The following is a 21,088-nucleotide window of genomic DNA, read 5'->3' as shown; positions in this document are numbered from 1 at the left end:
TCGCAGCAGATACGTCGAAACCGACGTCTTGCTCATCTTCAGCCGTTCAGAAACGGCGCGTATCGACAATCCCTGCTCGAACGTCAGCCGCAGGATCGATCGGATGTCCTTCACGTCAGTATGTCTCGCTTGCTTCCGTCTGGGCATCATGTCCTCGCTCAAAACACGAGGGCAAAGTGCCAGATCGGCGCTCACGAAAATCGATCTAAATCCGTCGCCGGGCCTGTCCGCGACTTATTGAAATCGCTGTCCCGTACTTACTGAAATCGGTGTCCGCAACTTACTGAAATCATTGTCCGCGACCTTGTGAAACCCGCACTCTGCGCCACCAACTCGGACCTGATCTGGAAAAAGGCCGCTCTCGGCGCGCCAGTTCCGGCTATCCGCGCTGCAAAGCCGGAATTCTCGATCAGGTAAAGGCGTGGATTGCCACTGAATCTGGCAAAGTGCAGGACGCTTTCGAGTATAGGGGCACATTCGTGCGCTCTGAACCGATGATGGCTGCGGGCTTTGCCGCGATGGGCTTCACTGAAGAGCAGATCGACGAGTTCTTTTTAGCCGCGTCAAGGAGCTAGTCTCCTCTGGTGAGGATAACTACGTCCTGGCCGTCTTCGGCATCAGAATAGAATCCTGACCAGGCGCCCTTTAGGTTTGGTTTCGCGTATGTTAACCCGCTCCTTTCGATCATGCCATCCCATGCGCCCTTCGTGAAGGCGACGGCGCCAAGGGGGTGAACTGGGTCGTTGATCCGGCAACCTTCCTCCAAGGGATGTTCGAAACGAAGATCGAAGATTGTCAAGTTGGTAGCTCTTGCCGAAGCGAGAATGGCGTCATCAAAGATGAACGTCGTGCCATAGACGAGGCCACCTGGCTTCAGGACGCGACGGAATTCGCGGAGATAGTGTTCGATATCTTCGCGAAGCATGTGGGTGAAGACGGAGAACAGAATGATCCGGTCTACGGATTGGTCATCGGCTGGTAGCCTGATGTCGGTAGTCGCTGTTTTGCCGGTTGCGTTGTGAAGCTGATCGTCAACGTCAAAATGGTAAAACTGAAAATTCGGGTTGTGCGCCGAAATATGGGATTTGCACCATTCGATTGAGCGACCGATGATGTCGATGCCGATGTACCGTCCAGCAGTCAGGATTTTTGAAAGCGGTATAGCATCCCGGCCGATCCCGCAGCCGATCTCAAGCAGGGTGTGTTGGGGCTCAAGGCCGATCCACCTACGCAGATTCTCGGTGTGCTGTCTCGAAATCGTCTCGAACGTATCAGGGCCGCCACCAGTCAACTGCATCAGGTCAATCGGGATGTCGTATCCTTCGAAGAGGAAGGTATTACCTCCCTTCATGCTGCGAAGAGAGTTGAGTTCGAGAAGCAGGGAATCGCGCTCCTTGGCGATTTCCGAATTTGCCTCCGTAAGAGCCTCGATATGCTTGTCTAGCGATGTCCTGTCGAATACGAGCCTCGGAAATAGCGAAGACTTAATCCGAACCAAGCTATCACGCACGATGGTCTCCCCCCGGAATTTGTACCGATGAGTGGGTACCATCAACCTCTACTCTAAGCAATCGTGGATTGTCTGAGCCCTTGCTGACTTCCCACATCTGGTGTCGCCGATTACCCCGCCAAGAGGGCAAATTTGCATGCCGAAACACAGTTTAGGGGCAGCGGTCAGTATTGGAGCAATACTCCCCAATAGTGCCGAAGTAAAATTCCCAACATATGCCGATGTGGACGCCAAGGAGATTTGGGAATTTTCGGTGAACGTCCGCGTTGTTTTTAAGGTGGCGCGAACGCCTTGGGTGCGATCGGGGCTTTGGATCGGACATGTTCCGGTATCAGCTCGGCATGCTGCCGCAGCCGATAGCTGGATCCTTCGATCTACACCACGACGGCGTGGTGAAGCAATCTGTCGAGTAGCGCCGTCGCGAGGACGGGATCTCCGAACGCATCGCTCCATTCTGCGAAGCCGCGGTTTGACGTCAGGATCATCGCACCCCGTTCATATCGGGCATTGATGAGCTGAAAGAAGAGATTGCCGCCGCCCACCGCCCCTTCCGACGGGCTTGGTTGAGAAAACCTCTCTATTTTTCGCATCGCGGCGCTTTAAATCTTGGGGCGGTTTTTTGCAGATCTTCTGGGAAGGAGCGACGATTTGTCGAAATTAGAGTCTCTCCCTCGCGGTGCAACATTAAGGCGGCCGTCAACCCCGAAGTATTCATTGGCTCTGCACATCCCAAACTCGCCACTCGCTAATGGCCTCGTCTCGCTTGTATTGACCGGAAATTCCCGTCTCAATTCGATGGACTACGGCTTGCATAAGTCCCGGGCCCCAAGCCTCCGTGTGAGTGGGTTCGAGGAATACGCGTGATGGCCGTTGCTTCAGGATCAATGCTACGACATCGTCGATTTTTTGCGTGGTTGTGAGCGAGAAGACAATGTCGCGGGGTGCATTTGCGACATTGCTTGCGGTGGTCGCGAGGTACGGAAAGCCTGTTATAACTACCGAGTCACGAGTGCCGACTTGTTTCAGGACTTTGATTTGGGTGGTCACCATATCGGCGAAAGTAGCGGTCACTCTGATGCCGGAAAGCTCTGATGTAGTTGCTAAGGTGGCCTTGTTCCTACTGGCGCGTTCGAGGTCGAACCCTAGCGCCAAACTGGTATAGCTCTGTTGGGCAAGCATCGCCGTAGCTGCGAGTGCCCCAATGGCGCCCACTCTGCATGTTGGTGTTCCCCATCCGGATGTTCGCCCCACCCAATAGCGTAAGTTAAGCAACGCGAGATACCCAAAAATCCAATAGAGGTCCCCAGGCCTGCGCAGGTAATACAGATACCAGACAAACCCCATTATCGCGATTGCAGCGACAAAGCGCTCTTCATTATCGAGCTCCCGGTCAATGGAGCTAAATACCAGACCCGAGGCTGTCACGACGAATAAAGTAGCGATGAAACTATCTCGAAGGCTGAACTGCACCGTGAGGCCGCCAAAATCATTGCCAGCATTGCTGGCGACGCTTTTTGCAATAGTAAAAAAGTCAACGGACAACCATTCTCCAAAGATGAGGCCAATCGTGGCAAAACCAGTAGCGGTCGCACCCAAGAAGATGAGAACTTTAAGGAGTCTGTTGGGAATACTGCCCCCCTGGAGGCCCAAGAACGCAATGTATGCAATCAGACTGATGATCCCAACGTCAACCGAATAAATGAGTCCTAACGATGCGAAGCCCGCTAGAGTGATTAAGTCTCGGGAACTCGAAGCAGAATTTTCTGGTATGACGCCGACACTAACGATAAAAAAGATCATGGGCATGTAGCGCAAGCCCGACAGATTGGCAGCATAGGCACTGTAGCTGCTGGGAAAGAGCAGCGGGGTCGTGACAACGGCGGTGGCTAAAACAATGAGAGCGGTGGGAAGGTATCCCAAACGCGGCAGCCGAGGTCGGAACAACGCCCCAAACAATACGAGCACCACAAAGAGATTAGACCACCGAGCGATTTGATAAGCGTAAAAATAGGTTGCGGTCGCACCAAGGTGGCGACCAATGGCATAAATCGCTGCTGGGCCAAAGCCGTATGCGTAGAGGTTTTGGCTAGAGGTACTTGATGAAAAGCGCCCTATAAGTGTTTCACCCGCCTGGCCGAAAATTGCGTAAATATGTGGATCGCCGGCTTGGACTTGAAGGGTTGCGCCCTGAGAACTGGACAGGTGCAATTGGCCCAAGACGAAAATGGTGAGACCCATTGCGACGCACAGTGATAGCACGACACGCGCAAGCCAGCGCGGAGGCGGCAGATTGAACACTCGTGACAGTCGTGCAAGGCCGAAGGCGCGGTCGAAGCGGACGCACAAGGCCGCGCTCGCGATACTCAACAATCGAGGCGGCGCTGGTTGTATTAGCAACGCAATCGCAAGTATTACGGCAAAGATCTGTGCTGTTACGAGGAAAGCCCAGCGCTGAATCCGGGTATCGACCGAACCAATTAGATCTACGACTTCAGGCAGCCAAGGAACCGGGACAGGTTTCAAGATCAAGTAAAGTATTAGAGCGGTGCAAGTTGCCACGATCCAAAGGAACAGAGCGACCGACGTCCCGGCCAAGATGGGAGCCGAGCCGAACCAGCGGTTTGTACTCGTCGCCGATGGCTCACGGTCCGCCACTTGCGTTGAAGGACTGCGGATGAATCCAGTCACTGTTCGTGTTCCTCACTTATGCTGCTGATCGGTGTTCGTGAAGCACAAGGCGCGCAAGTCGGTCTCACTGCGGAGCCACCACAGATGCCGAAAAATGCGCCGATGAAAGGCGATTTATTCACGGTGAACTATGATTCTTCCGCAACTATTTGGTCGCAGTGGCCAGAATCTCCACAACATTATCTTGCTGTGCCGCGGTCAAGCCAATCCACAATGGCAAGCGAACCAGGCGCGCCGACTGCTCGTCAGTTACGGCCATCCCTCCGTGTACGCGACCATAGCGCAGGCCAGCCGGTGAAGAATGCAGCGGTACATAGTGGAAGAGGACGCCGATATTCAGACTTCTGAATTTAGCAAGCAGTTTACCTCTTTCGATATCGGAGTTAAGGAGCACATAATAGATATGCCCATTATGCTGGCACTCATCCGGGACGATCGGCCTACGAATGAAGCCGCTCTCCTCAAGAGGAGCCAACAGATCATGATAACGTTGCCAGCTAACCAGGCGCTCGCGAGTGATCTTTTCGGTCTCCTCCAACTGGGCCCAGAGAAAGGCGGCAATCAATTCGCCAGGCAAAAATGACGAGCCCACTTCCTGCCAGGTATACTTATCGACTTGGCCTCGGAAAAAACGGCTGCGATCGGTACCTTTCTCACGGATGATCTCGGCGCGCTGGAGATAGTCAGGGTCGTTGACCAGTAAGGCGCCACCTTCTCCGGAAATGACATTCTTCGTCTCATGGAAACTGAAGGCGCCCAAATCACCAATACCTCCCAAGGCGCGCCCTTTGTAAAAGGCCCGAACACCCTGTGCGGCATCCTCCACAATCTTTAGACGATGTCGCTTTGCAATGGACATAATCGTATCCATTTCACAGGCCACACCGGCATAATGGACGACGACAATTGCCTTTGTTCGTGGCGTGATCGCCCCTTCGAGGAGGCTTTCGTCTATATTCAAGGTATCGCTTCGGATATCAACGAAAACCGGTACTCCTCCCCGCAAAACGAAGGCGTTGGCCGTCGAAACAAAGGTGTAAGATGGCATGATGATCTCGTCGCCCGGCGAGATGTTCAGCAGCAGAGCGGTCATTTCCAACGCGGCCGTACACGAATGTGTCAGCAGCGCCCTTGTGCAGCCAGTCTGCCGCTCCAGCCATTCGTGGCATCGCTTAGTAAAAGGCCCGTCACCAGCCAGCGCACCATTAAAGTGAGACTCTGCAATATAATAGAGCTCCTTGCCGGTCATGTGGGGCCAGTTGAATGGGATCTTTTCATTATTCATATTACATCATCTCGTATTTGCTTGGGCGCAGAGTTTGACAGTGGATACACCTGCCAACAAACCGTGGCAATTCATCATGCCGAAGCGACTGCGAGTGATCCTGCACTGGGCGGCATTGCTCATCGTTTTCGGGCGACTAGCAGTCTTGACCCCCCAACCGGCAAGCTGACGCCAACCTTGATAAGCGCAATCTCGCATGCCAAAAGCAACCCGAGGATCGAGTTGAAGACGGGGGACAATTGCAGCTCCGAGCGTACATCAATAGTTTCTACGGGCTTGTTGCGTCTAGCTAGCCGCGATATTGCCATGAGCGGCAGCAGTACGGTCACGAACGAGGTGTTCCTGATGATCTCAAATCCGGCAGCCTCCACTTTCCGTCGAAGCTCCGCCTCGGTGTAGCGCCTAAAATGGTGAGAGTAATCATCAAGTGTGCTCCACAGCCAGCGATGTTGAGGAACAGTTACTATTAGCGTTCCGTTTTCCTTAAGCGCACCATGTAGTTGCTCGAGAACAAGTTCGTCCTCATTGATATGTTCGATCACATCAAACGCGCCGACGACGTCAAATTCTTCAACAAATGGTACGCTTCGCGCATCCATTTGCATCAGGCGTGCCGAAGGGAGGCGTTCTACAGCAAATTTAAGGCCAGCCATGAATATATCGCTGCCTGCGATTGCAGCGTGCGAATTGAGACGCCTGATACCAGATAGAACGTATCCGGTTCCGCAGCCCACCTCTAAGAAAGATCCGAAGTTCGGACAAAACCGTCTCAACATCACTTGAATCAATTTGTTGCGTGATCGGAACCAGAAATTACTTGCTTCAAGGGCCGCGAGATCCTCGAAGTATTCTGGTTGGAAACCGCCACCGCCGCCAGCAAATTCAGGTGCATACGCGGTGATCCCCTCAATAGTGTGGGGTTCCCATCCGCAATCAGGGCATATCTCCGAATTTCCGGAAGTGGGAAACGTGGAACTGCATGATAGACAACGGATCATCCGATGTTCCCCTTCGTTAGAAGGGTGCGCGGAAACACAAAAAGCTTGAAAGAGATAAAGAGGAAAATTGCTACGGTCATAATGGACACCGCTTGCACGTAAGTATGAGAAAAGCCCAAGCGGTCAACAAACAAGGCCAAAATTGAAAAGTTGATAAAGTAGCCAACCACGTAGGCTGCTAGGTATCTAATTGTTGTCCCGACCATCTTTGCGTCACTGCCGAACACCCAGTTTCTATTGACTACAAGGCCAGTAAACGTACCCAAACAATAGAGCACGGTCATTGCCATTTTCGAACCGACACCGAGATGGGTAACGACAAGATAAAGCACGAAGCCTAAGACGTTGGTTGAAACTCCCAATATCCCATAGCGCAGAAGTTGTATAAACCATCGCCGGTTGGCGGCCGACATTAAAGGGCGGCTCCTAGTCCAAAATAGCGAGGCCAAAACCGGTCTTCCCAAAGCCGTTTCCATTGTACAGCATATACACGCGGCCGTTATGATCAAACACAAAAGGATACTCGATCATGTCGCTATCCCATCCTGAAGATGACACGTCAATGCCGGCGTCCCGCAGCTTTAATTCCCAGTTCTCCCCATTTTCGCTTGTCGAGTATCCAATACGATAACTTTCACCCATTCCACTGCGGTACGAAAACCACATGCGATATTTTCCGTGATCCTTCAGAACAGTCGGCCGCGAAAAGGCCTGAACTACTCCAAGTTCATAGGGGACTGCCACATCTTCCCGTTGCCAAAGATGCCCGTCATCGGACCTAGCCGACTTGATCACGTGCAACATTTCGCCATTGCCAGCGTCCCAGCTTACTGTTGATCCGTACCACATCCGAAAGCCGCCATTGTCGCACTGCTCCACCCAGGGATAGGAGAGGCTGATCGGGTCAATGCAATTTGACCCTAACAATGGCACATCCAAGTCTAGCTCAAGGGTGCGTGAAGGCGTCACCCGCAATCGACCGATATCGCCGCGCCAATGCCCATCCGGAGGATTTTGCCAACCCATGAAGAGCATGTAGAGTTGGCCATTTATGCTGTAGCAACTGCCGACACTAACCCCTGCTTCGAAAAAGCTGCCGGCAGGACCATGTTCGAGAAACGGGTCTTCATATTCTGCAACAATAGCTCTTTGCGCAATGTCGATGTCGACCGCGCCTACAGACGACCGGTTTTGCTCATCTCGACCGCTGAAAAATATCCGGTAGGTGTCACCGTTAAGGTGTACGGGAAGCGGATTCGCCGCGTGGGAGCGCAATTTCGGGTGCGTTCCTGTCGGAACATAGAGTTGTCCAAGCTTGTGCCAGCTCATATCTTCCGCAACTTCGTGCTGGGTACCCTCGAGCGTTCTGTGGCAGGTGACATGTAAACCCCCTCGGGTTCGGCATCAGCAAGAATCACTGCGCCTGCACCGATCACGCAGCGGTCGCCTATTTTGATATGGTCACGCAGCGTGGCGTTCACGCCGATGAAGCACTGTTCTCCAATCTCCACCCCGCCTGAGACCACAACGTGCGAAGCGACAAATGTGTGGCTGCCGATGGTCGAATGGTGCCCGATGTGGTTGCCGCTCCACAATGTCACATTGTCGCCGATCGAGGAAAACGGTTGGATAGTGTTGTCCTCGAAAATAAAGCAGTTCTCGCCGATACGGCCGCCGTTCAAAACGCTGGCGCGGGAACTGACGTAACTTGCGATCGCGTACCCACTTGCCTTCGCGGCTTCATATTTCTGACGGCGGAGGGCATTTAGCTTGCCGTAGCTCAGGGCTACGAACATGGAATATTCCGCGGGCGGATACGCTTCAATCACGCGTTCGAACGAAACTACTGGCAAGGCGCAAAACTCTGATTGAGCCAGGTAGGCTTCGTCTACAGTAAAGGCGACAACGTCATAGTCGGAGTCTGCTGTGAAATAGGAATGAGCGATTTCGGCGATGTCGCCTGTCCCAAATATGACCAGTTTTTTTGTCATAACTTCCTCACAAGTATCGTGAATTCATACAAGCCGTAGTCGTGCAGCAGCGCGACATTGTGGGAATAGTTTCGTTTGCAGTGATCGAACAGATTGCCAGGATTTGAATAGTATAGGTAGTCGCGCATTTTTTCTTGGTCTGAATAGGACGTTAGGCAGTTAAAGGCGAAACCGCGGCGGCTAGTAGAATTCATAACGTCGAGAGTGCGCAAGACATGCGCGCTCCAGCTATCCCCTGGACTGTCAAGTCTGACATTGAAGATGCCACTAGCGATTCCGAAGTCCACCACAGAATCTGGTTCTCCGGCGACCATGAAGCGCGCACAGTCGTTCCGGGCAAAACGGTGCTGTGCCGCCGAGATCATATCGGCAGAAAGATCGAACCCGTTGTATTGTATCCGATCATACTTCCTAGCGAGATAGTCAAAGTAGCCGCCATAGCCGCAACCTAAGTCATTGATCGAGAACCCGCCAACTAAGTCAATCACTCTGCTTAATTGCTCGTATCGTAGCACTTGGCTTTGCTCGCTGTTCCAGTCGACGCCACGTGCCGACGGTCCGTGTTCAGCGAGTTTGCCAGAATAGTAATTTGCAATCTTGCCAAGGATTGGATCTTTATCGCTTTGCATAAACGTGTCTCACGATCGTGTAGGGACGTCGCTTTGTCTCTGAGAAAATCTTCGACAAATAGATGCCGACTACTCCAATGAACGAAATGATTAGCCCCCCGAGAAGCCACACAGATGCGATGACCGATGTCCAGCCACTAAGAGGTTTAGCAAAGAACACCCAGTTCACGACCAAGTATGCGATGTACGCTACAGCTATCGCCGAGATCACAGTGCCAATATAGAATATACCGACGAGCGGCGCATTGCTAAAAGACGTGACGGAGTTGACAAGCACCGACATCTTCTTCCTGAAAGTGTACGTCGTGGCGCTTGTACTATGTTTAGTCATCGGCAATGGTAACTGCTGAAAACCTGTTATGTGCCAGAGCCCTGCCATGAAAACTTCGCGTTCCTCATGCATAAGAAGCGCCTCGACATATCGGCGGCTCATTAGACGGGCTGTGACAATATTCCTAGGCAATACTACGCCGGTTAGCTTATCGAATAGCCTGTAAAACAGCTCGCCGCTGACGCGCTCAAACCAGCCACCTTTTCTCTGTGGCTGTACACCATACACGACATCTGCGGAGCCTGCTTTTAGCCTTTCCGCGAAGGCAAGTAGGTATTCCGGCTCCTCTTCGAGATCGCTGTCAATCAAAAATATCAGCTCCCCAGAGGCATGTGCCAAGCCGGTCATCATAGCCTTGTGATGACCGAAGTTTCGCGAAAGATCGACCGCTATGACGTGGTGGTCGGAGTTCAGAATTTCCACGGCGACGTCAAGGCTGTTGTCGGGTGAGCCATCATTAACGAATACGATTTCGTAGTCATCACCAACCATTTTCTGCGCAGCAGCACTGGCTCGGCGGTAGAATTCGCTAATGTACGGGGCAGAGTGATATAGAGTCGTAACGATTGAGAGCTTCATCTGCCGACAAATCTCATAAATGTTGGACTCTCTTTACCGCAGTTGAACAGCAGGTCAATAATACTAACCGAGTGCACAAACTCTCCCCAGAGTTGCGGATATTCCGGATAGTGGTTATAGTTGAACCAAGTAACCTTCAGTCCACGTTCTGCAAAGACGTTTTCATCGAGGTATGTTTGGGCTGCCGGGCCTGATACGTATTCCGTCCCGCCGGCCTCAACACATAAAGCCGCTAGTCGCTCTGACTTGCCACCTACGTGGTCGTAGTCCCATGAATTTGCAATGCGTGTGGAGATTCCCAGATAGCCACAGATACTCTCCAAAAGCTGGCGGTTGAGCGGTGACAGGAAAGCGTGATCTTCATCCCGGTAGATAGGCTCCAGGAAGGCCGCGACTTCGTCGAAATAAGGTGCCTTCTTGTAGTTCAATACAATCGACTTCCAATGCGTTTCCGCCCATCCTCGTCCATCAATTTCCGTTTCGCGAATATTCTGGTGGTACTTGCCCTTCACCTTGACTGGAACAGTCAGCCAAGTAGGGCCCTGGGGCGTTTTAATCTGGTTGCGATTGCGCCAATCACGTCGAGTGTACTGCATTTCATCGTATATTATGAATTCATCGACCGCCGCGATCAGGTCGAAATAACCCTTCCAAGGAATATAGTTCGATTGAAGAATAGCTACTTTTTTCATTGCTAAACGCTTCATTTTTGTATTTTTGGCGGCATAGTTCGGCGGAAGGCCCTTGCCTCGTACCTCAGATTTTCGAGCCGCTCTTCAAGGCATCATCGTCAACTCGCTTAGCCTCCCTGGACAATCCGGCGCAGCAAATCTGACACACGGCGAATCGGAGCCGTTACTCGCCAGGATCGGCTAGCCCGCAGTTGTTGATTCTCCTGTGTCGCGTCCTGGAGTTGCGCCTGAGTGGCCGCTAACTCTCTGCGCAAACTCTCAGCCTCATCTCGCGTGGCCAGAGCCCTCGGTAGGGCTTCAACAAACTCCCGCAGCATATCCGTCGCTGTCTTTCGAAAATCTAGCAATCCGGCGTTCAGAACAAGCTCCCGAGTACCCGACAATGGAACGGACGAGGTTGCATCCACCACCCTAAATTCAGTTCCGGCAAGGTGCCGACGGTTCTCGAACCCTCTTGTCCCCTTTTTAATAACGCATACCGAATTGCAGAATGATATTTCGTCGATATCAAGAGAACGGTCGTCAAGTGGTAGGCGATAGCGTTCTGCGAACGGTTCGAGAAGATTGAACTCAACCCGATCGTCGCGCCAAAATTCTCTGTTAGTTAGGTCCGCCAGAAGCTTTAGAAAGCCCATGGAGCTAAGGGTCATATCAGTTCCACCGCCGAAGGTCGGCCAATATGACGTATGCAAGTCCTCGACGACGAACACTCCACCGGGCTTGAGCTTTGGGAAGTATAGCGAAAACGACTGAAGCACGTCCTCAACCAAATGGCTGCCGTCATCAATGATGATATCGAAAGCCGGCGTGTCGGCGACTATCTGCTGGTAGACGGCATCCGAATTCGCGTCGCCAATCACTACTCGGATCCGATTGTCGTCAAACGAGAGCGTACGACATTTTTCGTCAATATCGCACCCCAGGATCCTGGTGGCTTCAGGAAAGTACTTACCCCAAATCTCTAGAGATCCGCCGTTCTGGACGCCGATCTCGAGTAACGAGATGGGTTTGTCCCGATACTGGGCAAAATGCGTGTCGTAAGTATCGAAATACGAGGTCCATTTATCCGCGCCCAAGCGTTTGTGTGCGTCAAAAATGGTGCGGAGATTAGGAGGGATCATTCCAGGCTCTTTTTAGAAATGCGATCGAACACCAAAGAAAATGCAGCGGATCTACGTCGTGTCAATCCTCTCGCCGGCAGAGTGGATATCTGTCAACCGCAAAATGGGTCCAAGACTTCCGTCTCGGCCGTCGAGGTTGATACTGTCCTCCCTGCCACCACCAAAGGAAACCGCGAGGCGTCGGTTCTTGCGACGCTGACGTTTTAAAGCCACGCGGAAAAAAATCAAAGACAACGAATGGCGCCGAAGGTGCTTTCGACACCCAGGATATCTCACGCCGAAGGGTTCCGGAAAGAACTGTACTCGGCCGGTACGCTGATAAATAACTTGACCCTGTTCAGTATTTTTATATGACCCTGTTCAGGCGAATATCGCACGGCATACTAGCATCTGCCGTGCGAATCGCTCGCAAGGCGGCCTACTTGTCGACGTACGACAAGGAAATTGCTCGGCCGAACGGGCTCAAATGCGGTTGAGGGCATATGACTGGGTCGGCTGGACGAAGGGGAAAGATGCGCGCAAATGTTGTACGTGCTGTTGCTGTACCTAGGCTTTGGGCTAGGTACGCTGGTGAAGCCCGATTGATCGCCGCTAGTGGGCTCTTCGACACCTCACACTATTTGAGCTCCTACCCGGACGTCGCGGCAGCTCGGCGCAATCCCTTTTTCCACTTTCTCAAATATGGGTGGAAGGAGGGGCGCAATCCAAATCCCCTGTTCGACACCCAATGGTACCTGTCCAAATATTCGGACGTGGCGGCGGCCGGGCTGAATCCGGTTAGTCACTACATTAGGTACGGCGCCAAAGAAGGGCGTGACCCTAGCGCGCTTTTCAGCACCAGTTGGTATCTCCAACAATATCCCGATGTCGCGACGGCAGGCTTGAACCCACTTAGCCATTATCTCAAGTACGGGCAGGCAGAGGGGCGGCAACCGCGCGCACCATCCACAATAATGCACCCGCAAGCCGAACGAATGGCGAACCTATACGCGGAAGTTGGGGATCTCAACGCCTCAACACTACTAGCTTTGCATCTCGCCGGACCGGCCGCCCTGCAGCGTTTCTTCCAGCCAAATTGGCCGCTGAACGTGGTGATTGATCATCGCCTCAACGCTGCGCCCAGGCTCCGTATCCTACTACCTAGCGTAAAGAAGCGACACGCTACCGGTGGGCCCAACACTGCATATCTTCTCGGTGCGTTTCTCGCTCGCGAGGGAACTCGTGTTACCTTCGTCTCAACTGACATCGAACTCGACGACGACCTCGGCCTGATCAAGCGGCACCTCAAGGATCTAACCGGCATCGACCCAGACGCGCATGGGATAGCGTTTGAAGACGCCAGCGATCGATCAGTACCGTATGCGATTGGTATCAATGATATGCTCGTTGCAACCGCTTGGTGGACCGCCTACGCGGCGGCGGCAGCGATGCGGCTCACTCGGGCGTCTCGTTTCTATTATCTAGTGCAGGATTACGAGACTCTCTTTTACAGCGCGTCCGAAAAATATGCGGATGCTGAAAGCTCATACAGCCTTCCGTGCGTTCCTATTATAAATACATCTCTGCTCCGGGATCACCTTGTTGAGAGACGTGTCGGGCACTTTGCCGATGCCGAGTTCGCCAATAGCGCATTGGTCTTTGAGCCCGCTGTTGACGACTCGAAATTTTATCCGACCCAACGGCAAGATGGTCAACCGCAGCGTCTGCTGTTCTATGCAAGGCCGACAGTCGCGGAGCGCAATCTGTTTGGCCTTGGAGTTGCGGCACTGAAAGCAGCGGTCAGAGGGGGCCATTTCGGCGACCGTGGCTGGGAATTCCTCGGCATGGGCGAACAGTTCGATCCGATAGATCTTGGGCGGGGATATGTCTTGAAGCCCGCACCGTGGCATGACCTGGAAGCCTATGCCGCACAAATGCGGAGCGCCGATGTACTTCTTTCATTGATGCTTTCGCCGCACCCAAGCTATCCGCCGCTAGAAATGGCAGCTTGTGGCGGCGTGTCGGTTACAACCACGTTTGGAAGCAAGTCTGCCGAGAGGCTAAGGCAAATTTCTCCCAATATTATCGGGGTGTTGCCCCGCATCGAGGATCTAGTTAACGGCTTGGCTAGGGCTGTAACACGCAGCGCAATTATTCGCGGTTCAGGCGCGTCGGACGCTCTTGGTGGGACTACGTGGCAAAAAAGCTTGTCGCAGGTAACGGCCGAGATTACTCAACAGCTGCTGCAGAGCGGTTGCGTTGAGGGTAGCGGATCTGCACGCCTTCCCGCCCCGAAATCCTTTGTACGGACGCAAGACGTTGAGGGCAGCCCTGCGTTTTACTCCCAGAGGCTAAACAAGCGCCGGAAGCTCTATCGGGAGGGGTCGAGCGATAATCTTTTGAGCCTAGTGACCACTGTCTACGATACCGACGCACAGTTTCTCTATGATTTGGCTCATTCTGTTTTTGGGCAGGACACGAAGCTTGAGTTCGAGTGGCTCATCCTAGACAACGGCTCTTCAAACCTGGAAACGCTGGAGGCGCTTGATCGCATTGGGCAGCATCCTTGCGTTCGTTTAGAACGTGTGGAGCGAAATCTCGGGATTGTCGGCGGCATGAGATGGTGCCTCGAAAACGCGAAAAATCGCTATATCTTGCCACTTGACAGTGATGATTTGCTTTTTCCAGATTGCTTGCGAACTATTACTGCTCACCTTGAGCAAACGGGCTTTCCTCTTGTCGTCTACACCAACGAGGACAAGACGGACGGAACGAACCAGGTCGAGGCATACATCAAGCCTGCTTGGGATCCTGTTCTCTTCATCCATTCCTGCTATATCGCCCACCTTACTGTCATTAACCGGCGTAAAGCGATCGAGCTTGGCTGTTATGGGGATGCTGAGGCGGAGGGATGTCATGATTGGGACACCTTTGCTCGTTTTATGGCGGTGGGCATCGAGCCGTCGCACCTTTCCGAAGTGCTTTACAGTTGGCGAATGCATCCGGGGTCGACGTCATCAAACTATAAGTCAAAAAGCTATATCTATGGTTCCCATCATTTTGTTCTCGAACGATTTTTGGCAACGCGGAGCCAGGCATCAAATGTTGCGGTAACGCCAGCCCCGCTATTCAATGGAACTCCAGACTATCGGTTTGCACCTAAGGTTCCGACTCATGGCGATCAGAGTTCTGGGGTCGCCACTGTTCGACTTTCATCGACAGCGACTCCAGCCGAACTTATTGCCGAGATTGGCAAACTCTCGGACGATGTGAGCAGAGTTCATCTTCTAGCGTCCGATTGCGAGCCGACCGATGACGGATGGCGAGCGGAGGCGGACACCCTATTCGGCCTTTTCTCCGACTGTGTAATCGTCGGCGGGCGCATCCACGATGCAGCGATAATTTCCGAGGCCGGATATGTGTTTGGGTACGGCGGTGGTATTGGATGCCCAGATGCTGGTAGAGCCGTCCGCGACCCTGGTTACTTTGCGCAAATGTGGAAGCCTCGTTCTGTCGCCGCGGTGTCGGCCCGCCACTGCGTTGTTGAGCGCACCTTCCTGACCCACTGCCTTTCATCCATGCCCGCAGATGTCAGTGTATCGTTGTTGGGGCCCTGGCTGGGAGCAAGGGCCGCGAGAGCGGGCAAACGAGTGATTTACTCCCCATACGTCGAGGCAGTTGCTCCGCGGGGCCAGGGCTTGTCGGTCTCCGAGATCCGACAGTTCAACGGAGAGTTTGGCAACCTGTCAAACAATCTAGTGGGGTATGCCGAGCATTTGGACCGATCTGGAACTGCTCCCTACCAGCCGAAACAGTTGGAGCCCGAGTTATCTCTTACCACCTACGGCGACTATTTTTCGAACCGGATGACTCTCCGGGAAGACGAACGTCGGTCGATTGGGGACGAGGCGCCAACCATCACAATCATTACAACAGTCTACAAGAACACTGATACAGCTCTGTTCGTGGAGACCGCAAACTCAGTCCGCAATCAGACACGTGCGCCAGTTGAGTGGCTCATATTGGCCCATGGTCCGATACCAGACGAGCTGCTTTCGACACTAGAATCTCTTGTTCGTGATGGGGTAGTGCGTCTACTTCAGACACACACAAATTTGGGCATTCATGGAGGCTTGCGTTACTGCCTCGAGCGGGCTGTCGGTGATTTTGTCATCTCACTTGATGCAGATGACCTCCTGACACCCGATGCGATCGAGATCCTGACGGCCGCCACGATTAGTAATCCACATGGCGAGATTTTTTACTCGGATGAGGATCATTTGATCGAAGGCGTTCAGCGATATCCCTATTACCGCCCAGATTTCGACCCGGCGCTGCTATTTTCACATTCCTATGTCTGGCACGCTATCCTCTATAGACGGAGCACTGCGCTTCAGTTGGGTGTTTACACCAGAGAAGATGCTGAGTACGCCGTGGACTGGGACACCTTGGTTCGGTTCTACCTTGCTGGCCATGCACCGGATCATATCCAAGAGGTACTATACCATTGGCGTCAGCACAGATCGTCGCTATCAAACAGCGGAAAGACGTTCGAGGGGAGCCTTAGGTCTATCCAAGGCGTTTTGGAGTCCATTGCTGACGCAAAAGACATGAATTCACGTTTAGTGGTCGCCCGCTATCCTGCGGAAGTCGGTTCTCCCGACTTCTATTTGAGGCGACTGCCCATCGATCCGCCGGGGATCGATTTGGTTTGCTTCGGTCGCTCGAGCAGCAGCCCTAATTCCATCGCGCTCCCTGAATTTCCGTTCCGCTCGGTCATCAGTTCAGAGCTTCTTCGAGGCTTCGAAGGAATAAAGGTGCTTCGGGAAGAGATAGGGAAGGGCGAGAGTGAATTTGTGATGTTCCTCGGGCAAGCGCTAGCGGAAATAGATTCGAGTGGCCTGTGGCAAGCAATTAAACACCTTGAGCTCATCGATGAATGTGCAGCGGTAGGTGGCTGCCTTGTTGATTTCGAGGGCGCCATTGTGTCTGGAGCGCCAGTGTTGATTGATCAGAGTACACTGGTCGATCCGCTCGTGGGTGCAAGTTTCAATAGCGCCGGCCATTTTTCTCTGGCGCTTAAGCCGCATTCTGTGGACGCGCTGTCGCCAGATATTCTCATTGCTCGTCGGACTTTTGTTCAGGAGGCCCTGGCGTGCTACCCTTCAGAGCTAGGTCTCCGGAGCTTCGGGCTGTGGCTAGGTGTGTTTGCAGCCCAAAAATCGATGACGCTGACATATGAGCCCCTTCTTCGCGGTTTTGTCACAGAAGAGAGGTTGCTTGTGGGTGATCCAGTCGAAGGGCTGAACCGGGCTATCCCAAAAATTGGTGAGATGCAAACGAGGGCCAGTGGTTTGGTAACGCGCGGCTACGCGAGCTTTCGTCGGCACTCCAACCTACACGGGTAAAGGGCACTGCCGGGCCAAATCGGCCCGGCATGTACTGAGTATCTCCGTACCGCCGTTCCCAACAAATTCAATGTCGTTGTAACGGCCGGCTTTTCGAATGGGGACAAGCTGTTTGCATCGAGCCCTCTGTCTAATTTAGAGCAGGTCCTGCGATCGAAGAATCGATTGTTAAATGACGCGGCGCTGCGAAGCTGGTTCAACATCCACAGCGAAGAAGTGGATGATGGCACGAGCACTGAGCGACGATCTTCGATTTAGTGTATTGAAAGCGCTTGATCCGCTCCCAAACGTTGGACCAGCGGAGGCTGGAGTTTTAAGGCTTGTTGAAGTGCTACCCGATTTTGGGCCAGCGGGAGCTGGAATTTTCCGGGGTTAAGGCTCAGTTCGGCGGGGGTGCCGATGAGCCGTTCATCAGCGAAATCGGCACCTTGTTGCCGATCGCGCTGTGTGGCCGGAATTCGTTGTAGTCTCTACGCCAATCCTCCATCTTCGCCCGCGCGTCGTCAAGGCTCATGAACCAATGAGCGTTCAGGCACTCGGCGCGGAACTTGCCGTTGAAGCTCTCGATGTAGCTGTTGTCCGTCGGCTTGCCAGGCCGGGAGAAGTCGAGGACGACGCCCTTGTGGTAGGCTCACAAGTCGAGGTCTCGAGAGATGAATTCGCTGCCATAGCACATTGGGAAGCTTGCTCTGCCGTGGCAGACGGCGCGCGAAGCCCTACCTAGCGCAGCGCGCCGTCCTTGTGGCCATGGCCGGCCGCGGGTCTCTAAAGTGAAGTTGTCGAGACAACACTCTGGAGCGTGACAGACCATGACCAAACACCTTTATAGCCCCACTGATGCCGTGCTGGTAGCGATCGACATGTCCAAGCTGCCGCAGACGCTTCATCTCCGAAGGCATCAGACCAGCGTATCTTTTGCGCCAGTTGTAAAAAGTCGCCTCGGAAATCCCGGCCTTGCGACACACCTCGCCGATCGGCGTGCCATCCTCCGCCTGCTTCAAAACGAATGCGATCTGCGCTTCCGAAAACTTCGAGGCCTTCATCGAATTCTCCTCTTCTTCCCATCCGGGATCATAAGTGGAAAATTCCAGTTCAAAATGGCCTAATTTGGCGGGAGCACGTCAGTTGTGTCAGAGGGGCAGGCCCCGAGGGATGCGAAGCCAATGACGTTGATCCGACATCGCGGCAAAACGTCCGTATCTGTGTTGTGGGACGCTGTGTCCTACCGAGAAAATGCTTGGTCCGCGCGGTGGGTAGCCATTTTCTTAGAGGAGTAGGACAAGCCCAGCCTCATAAATGGTTTCTCAAAGACTTGATAACTTGCGTAGGCAAAGGGAACCAGCACCAGAAAGCAGATTAGTGCCCATAACTGGCCTGTGTAATAGTAGGAGATGTCAAGAATGTGCTTCTGAACGAAATCGGCCATGTAAAATACAACCAGAAAATGCCAGAGGTAAATCGAGTACGAGTACTTGCCAATATTGCCAACGGCTCTCGAAAGAAGGCCTTGAGAGTGGTTGAAGGAGCCGTCGTAGTAGGCGATCAGGAGACCGTAGACGATGCCCTCCATTGCCGGCATCACGATCCATACCGGCGACGATGACGGCCAACTTGGCATTTGATAGAGTCCGCCAAGACGATCGTAAAAATAGTAGAAGACGAAGAAGGCTAGGGCCAAGACAGCTGCTCGTCGATGTTCCTTCACAATCAATCCGCGGAATTGATAGCCTAAAATACCAAAAACGAACTGATCAAGGCGGCCAACGATTGTCCAGTAGGCTGGCCAAAACACCGTCCCATCCTGTAGAAACAGCATGGTCCGAAGGGATACGGTTACCAAGACGATGCCGAGTAGAAGGCCCGGCGATTTGCGGCCAAGAAGCAAGAGAAGGGGGAGCAGGGCGTAGAAGTGAAACTCGACCGTTAACGACCAGGCACCATTTGGGAGCGTCGGCTCAACTATGCCAGTAACCAGACTGCGAAAATAGGCTTGGAGGTCTGCGCCTACGATGTACTGACGAATTCCCTCAACAATCAACATGGCAAAGAGCAGTGGGAGGAGTCTGATCGCTCGGCGCGACAGAAACGCGATGTAGTTGACGGTCTTTCCGTCAAGGATCTTGGCGAACAGGTATCCGCTCAGCGTCATGAAAAGGGCAACCCCAGTGTGCCCCTCATCCAGGACTGCAAGCGGAAAAATCGAAGGAGCGCCCTCGAACGGAACAGGGTAGCCATTGGCAAAGTGCATAAAGTGCCAGCCAAAGACCATAAATGCTGCAAGTGCTCGGACATGATCGAGACCAATGTCTCTGCTTCGTTCTTGGGGCAAGATCATCTGATTCTCATAGTGAGGGTAGCTCAGCTATTGCAAATGAGAGCACTTTTCAATCGAGCATCCGCTAATCAAGTAGTTCCAGCCAGATCTGATTTAGCTTCGTCGCCGATATTAGTGTTCCCACCGGTCCCGCGCTTGATCCGCGTATAGTGGTGAAGATGCGGTGTAGCGAAGGGCGAGCTCACTGTGCGATCGGCATCAACGTGCCGATCGCGCTGATAAATTAGGGACGCGCAATCTGCCCGCCTACCGGGCCGGAAAACTCTAGCGTCTAATGCCTCAGGGCTGCATCACAGTTAGTTGCGGAACCGCGGTTACGAACTGACCGCCCCAGTCCGCGATCTGCTTTTGCTGCTGCCTGACCTCAGGAGCGATGTTCCAAGGCAAAATCACAACGAAATCAGGCTTTAGCTCCGATAAGGCAGATGGTTTCATGATTGGCAAATGGCTACCTGGCATGAATTTATCTTGCTTGGATGGCGCCGCATCACAGACGAAAGCAACGAGATCGCATTTTACGCCTCCGTAGTTCAACAGAGTATTGCCTTTTGCGGCCGCGCCATAGGCTGCTACGGTTTTGCCAGCCCGTTTTTGTTCGATGAGGAAGGCAACAAAATCATCTTTGACTTTGTCTGCTTTGGACTGAAAGTCCTTATAAGTTGTGAGGGTGCCAAGTCCCGCAGAGGTCTCACGATCAAGAATTTTCTCAACGCTTTCACTAGTCGGGCGCTCATCTTCTGCGTGGCAACCGTATACACGCAGGCTGCCGCCGTGCGTGGACAACTCTTCTACGTCCCATATGCGCAGCCCGGCGGCCTTGAAAATACGCTGAACGGCTATCAGCGATAGATATGAGAAATGTTCATGGTATACGGTGTCGAACTGGTTCTGCTCGATAAGACGCATCAAATGCGGAAATTCGAGCGTTATCGTTCCGTTCTTTTTCAGGGCGGTTTTCAGGCCCCGTGTGAAATCGTTGATATCGGGAACATGGGCGTAGACATTGTTCCCACAAATGAGGTCCGCAGTTTGACCTTGGCTGACGAGAAAGCCAGCTGTCTTTACGCCAAAGAATTCGCGTAAAACGGGAACGCCGAGCTTTTCTGCGGCATCTGCTGTGCTATGCGTCGGTTCGACGCCAAGACATGGAACGCCCATCCCAACAAAGTTCTTCAGCAGATAGCCGTCATTCGACGCGATTTCGATAACGAAGCTATCTCTTGTCAAACCAAGACGCTCAGTAATCATTTCAACGTAGCGCGCTGAATGATCTAGCCAGCTTTTCGACGTCGATGAGAAATAGGCGTAGTCGTGGGAGAAAAGGTCGCCGGCCTCGGCATAATCCTCTGTCTGCACCAGCCAGCATTCATTGCAAACGAACAGTTTCAGCGGATAGGTTGTTTCCGGCGCACGCAGTTTCGCCGCGGTCAGATATGCATTGGATGGTGGTGCAAACCCCAGGTCCAGAAAAACGTGCTGGAGTTCGGTTGCGCAGTGGCGACATTTCATACGGCTCTTCCTACGTGATCCCAAGGAATTCGA

General features: G+C 53.1%; 14 protein-coding genes and 3 pseudogenes. 1 reads left to right on the top strand and 16 read right to left on the bottom strand.

The genetic code is table 11. The annotated features are described in order from the left end of the window. Nucleotides 1-571 precede the first annotated feature (571 nt). The 12 genes and pseudogenes from RHIBUN_RS34195 to RHIBUN_RS34185 form a co-directional block, all read right to left on the bottom strand. Nucleotides 572-1,510: a class I SAM-dependent methyltransferase gene (locus tag RHIBUN_RS34195; RefSeq protein WP_025662201.1), complete on the bottom strand. Its 939-nt coding sequence runs from the start codon at nucleotides 1,508-1,510 to the stop codon at nucleotides 572-574. Nucleotides 1,511-1,782: 272 nt separating this feature from the next. Beyond that, nucleotides 1,783-2,049: pseudogene (locus RHIBUN_RS34190) on the bottom strand (ATP-binding protein); the annotation flags it as partial. 172 nt (nucleotides 2,050-2,221) lie between these two features. Continuing rightward, on the bottom strand, nucleotides 2,222-4,198 hold the full coding sequence (locus RHIBUN_RS0128435) for a hypothetical protein (protein ID WP_025662200.1): 1,977 nt from the start codon (nucleotides 4,196-4,198) through the stop codon (nucleotides 2,222-2,224). Between the two features lie 145 nt (nucleotides 4,199-4,343). Continuing rightward, nucleotides 4,344-5,483 carry a dTDP-4-amino-4,6-dideoxygalactose transaminase gene (gene rffA / locus RHIBUN_RS0128430; protein ID WP_037217809.1) on the bottom strand — a complete coding sequence of 380 codons (1,140 nt, stop codon included), beginning with the start codon at nucleotides 5,481-5,483 and terminating at the stop codon, nucleotides 4,344-4,346. A gap of 119 nt (nucleotides 5,484-5,602) precedes the next feature. Beyond that, nucleotides 5,603-6,481, bottom strand: a complete 879-nt coding sequence (locus RHIBUN_RS0128425; protein WP_025662198.1) for a class I SAM-dependent methyltransferase — start codon at nucleotides 6,479-6,481, stop codon at nucleotides 5,603-5,605. Further along, nucleotides 6,478-6,894, bottom strand: coding sequence for a GtrA family protein (locus RHIBUN_RS0128420; protein ID WP_025662197.1), 417 nt, complete (start codon nucleotides 6,892-6,894; stop codon nucleotides 6,478-6,480). Before RHIBUN_RS0128420 ends, RHIBUN_RS0128425 begins: the two co-directional genes overlap by 4 nt. Nucleotides 6,895-6,907: 13 nt before the next feature. Further along, the gene (locus RHIBUN_RS0128415; RefSeq protein WP_025662196.1) at nucleotides 6,908-7,810 is read right to left on the bottom strand and encodes a hypothetical protein; all 903 of its coding nucleotides are present in this window, start codon (nucleotides 7,808-7,810) and stop codon (nucleotides 6,908-6,910) included. Further along, a complete protein-coding gene (locus tag RHIBUN_RS0128410; protein ID WP_025662195.1) occupies nucleotides 7,807-8,472 on the bottom strand; it encodes an acetyltransferase in 666 nt (221 codons plus the stop codon). The genes RHIBUN_RS0128415 and RHIBUN_RS0128410 overlap by 4 nt, the downstream gene beginning before the upstream one ends. Next, nucleotides 8,469-9,101 (bottom strand): class I SAM-dependent methyltransferase, encoded by a 633-nt coding sequence (locus RHIBUN_RS0128405; RefSeq protein ID WP_025662194.1) that lies wholly within the window; start codon nucleotides 9,099-9,101, stop codon nucleotides 8,469-8,471. Before RHIBUN_RS0128405 ends, RHIBUN_RS0128410 begins: the two co-directional genes overlap by 4 nt. Next, entirely contained in the window at nucleotides 9,088-10,011 is a 924-nt protein-coding gene (locus RHIBUN_RS0128400) for a glycosyltransferase family 2 protein (protein WP_025662193.1), read from the bottom strand. Before RHIBUN_RS0128400 ends, RHIBUN_RS0128405 begins: the two co-directional genes overlap by 14 nt. After that, nucleotides 10,008-10,718, bottom strand: a complete 711-nt coding sequence (locus tag RHIBUN_RS0128395; RefSeq protein WP_245271745.1) for a WbqC family protein — start codon at nucleotides 10,716-10,718, stop codon at nucleotides 10,008-10,010. Before RHIBUN_RS0128395 ends, RHIBUN_RS0128400 begins: the two co-directional genes overlap by 4 nt. Nucleotides 10,719-10,810: 92 nt before the next feature. Next, complete coding sequence (locus tag RHIBUN_RS34185; RefSeq protein WP_025662191.1) at nucleotides 10,811-11,824, bottom strand: class I SAM-dependent methyltransferase; 1,014 nt, start codon at nucleotides 11,822-11,824, stop codon at nucleotides 10,811-10,813. 974 nt (nucleotides 11,825-12,798) lie between these two features. Between RHIBUN_RS34185 and RHIBUN_RS34180 the strand changes: the two genes are divergently transcribed. Next, nucleotides 12,799-17,211 carry a glycosyltransferase gene (locus tag RHIBUN_RS34180; RefSeq protein WP_198021188.1) on the top strand — a complete coding sequence of 1,471 codons (4,413 nt, stop codon included), beginning with the start codon at nucleotides 12,799-12,801 and terminating at the stop codon, nucleotides 17,209-17,211. Nucleotides 17,212-17,590: 379 nt separating this feature from the next. On the opposite strand, the pseudogene RHIBUN_RS34175 reads toward RHIBUN_RS34180, so the two are convergent. The 4 genes and pseudogenes from RHIBUN_RS34175 to RHIBUN_RS0128355 all read right to left on the bottom strand — a co-directional run. Beyond that, nucleotides 17,591-17,878, bottom strand: a pseudogene (locus RHIBUN_RS34175) (integrase core domain-containing protein); the annotation flags it as partial. A gap of 199 nt (nucleotides 17,879-18,077) precedes the next feature. After that, nucleotides 18,078-18,254: pseudogene (locus tag RHIBUN_RS34170) on the bottom strand (transposase); the annotation flags it as partial. A gap of 179 nt (nucleotides 18,255-18,433) precedes the next feature. Then, the gene (locus RHIBUN_RS0128360; RefSeq protein WP_025662187.1) at nucleotides 18,434-19,546 is read right to left on the bottom strand and encodes an acyltransferase; all 1,113 of its coding nucleotides are present in this window, start codon (nucleotides 19,544-19,546) and stop codon (nucleotides 18,434-18,436) included. 279 nt (nucleotides 19,547-19,825) lie between these two features. Further along, nucleotides 19,826-21,055, bottom strand: a complete 1,230-nt coding sequence (locus RHIBUN_RS0128355; protein WP_025662186.1) for a class I SAM-dependent methyltransferase — start codon at nucleotides 21,053-21,055, stop codon at nucleotides 19,826-19,828. Nucleotides 21,056-21,088 lie beyond the last annotated feature (33 nt).

Origin of the sequence: Rhizobium sp. IBUN, from assembly GCF_000510625.1 — a bacterium.
Classification (GTDB): domain Bacteria; phylum Pseudomonadota; class Alphaproteobacteria; order Rhizobiales; family Rhizobiaceae; genus Rhizobium; species Rhizobium altiplani.
Note: the sequence above shows the minus strand (reverse complement) of the source record. Positions and strands in the feature narration are given on the sequence as shown.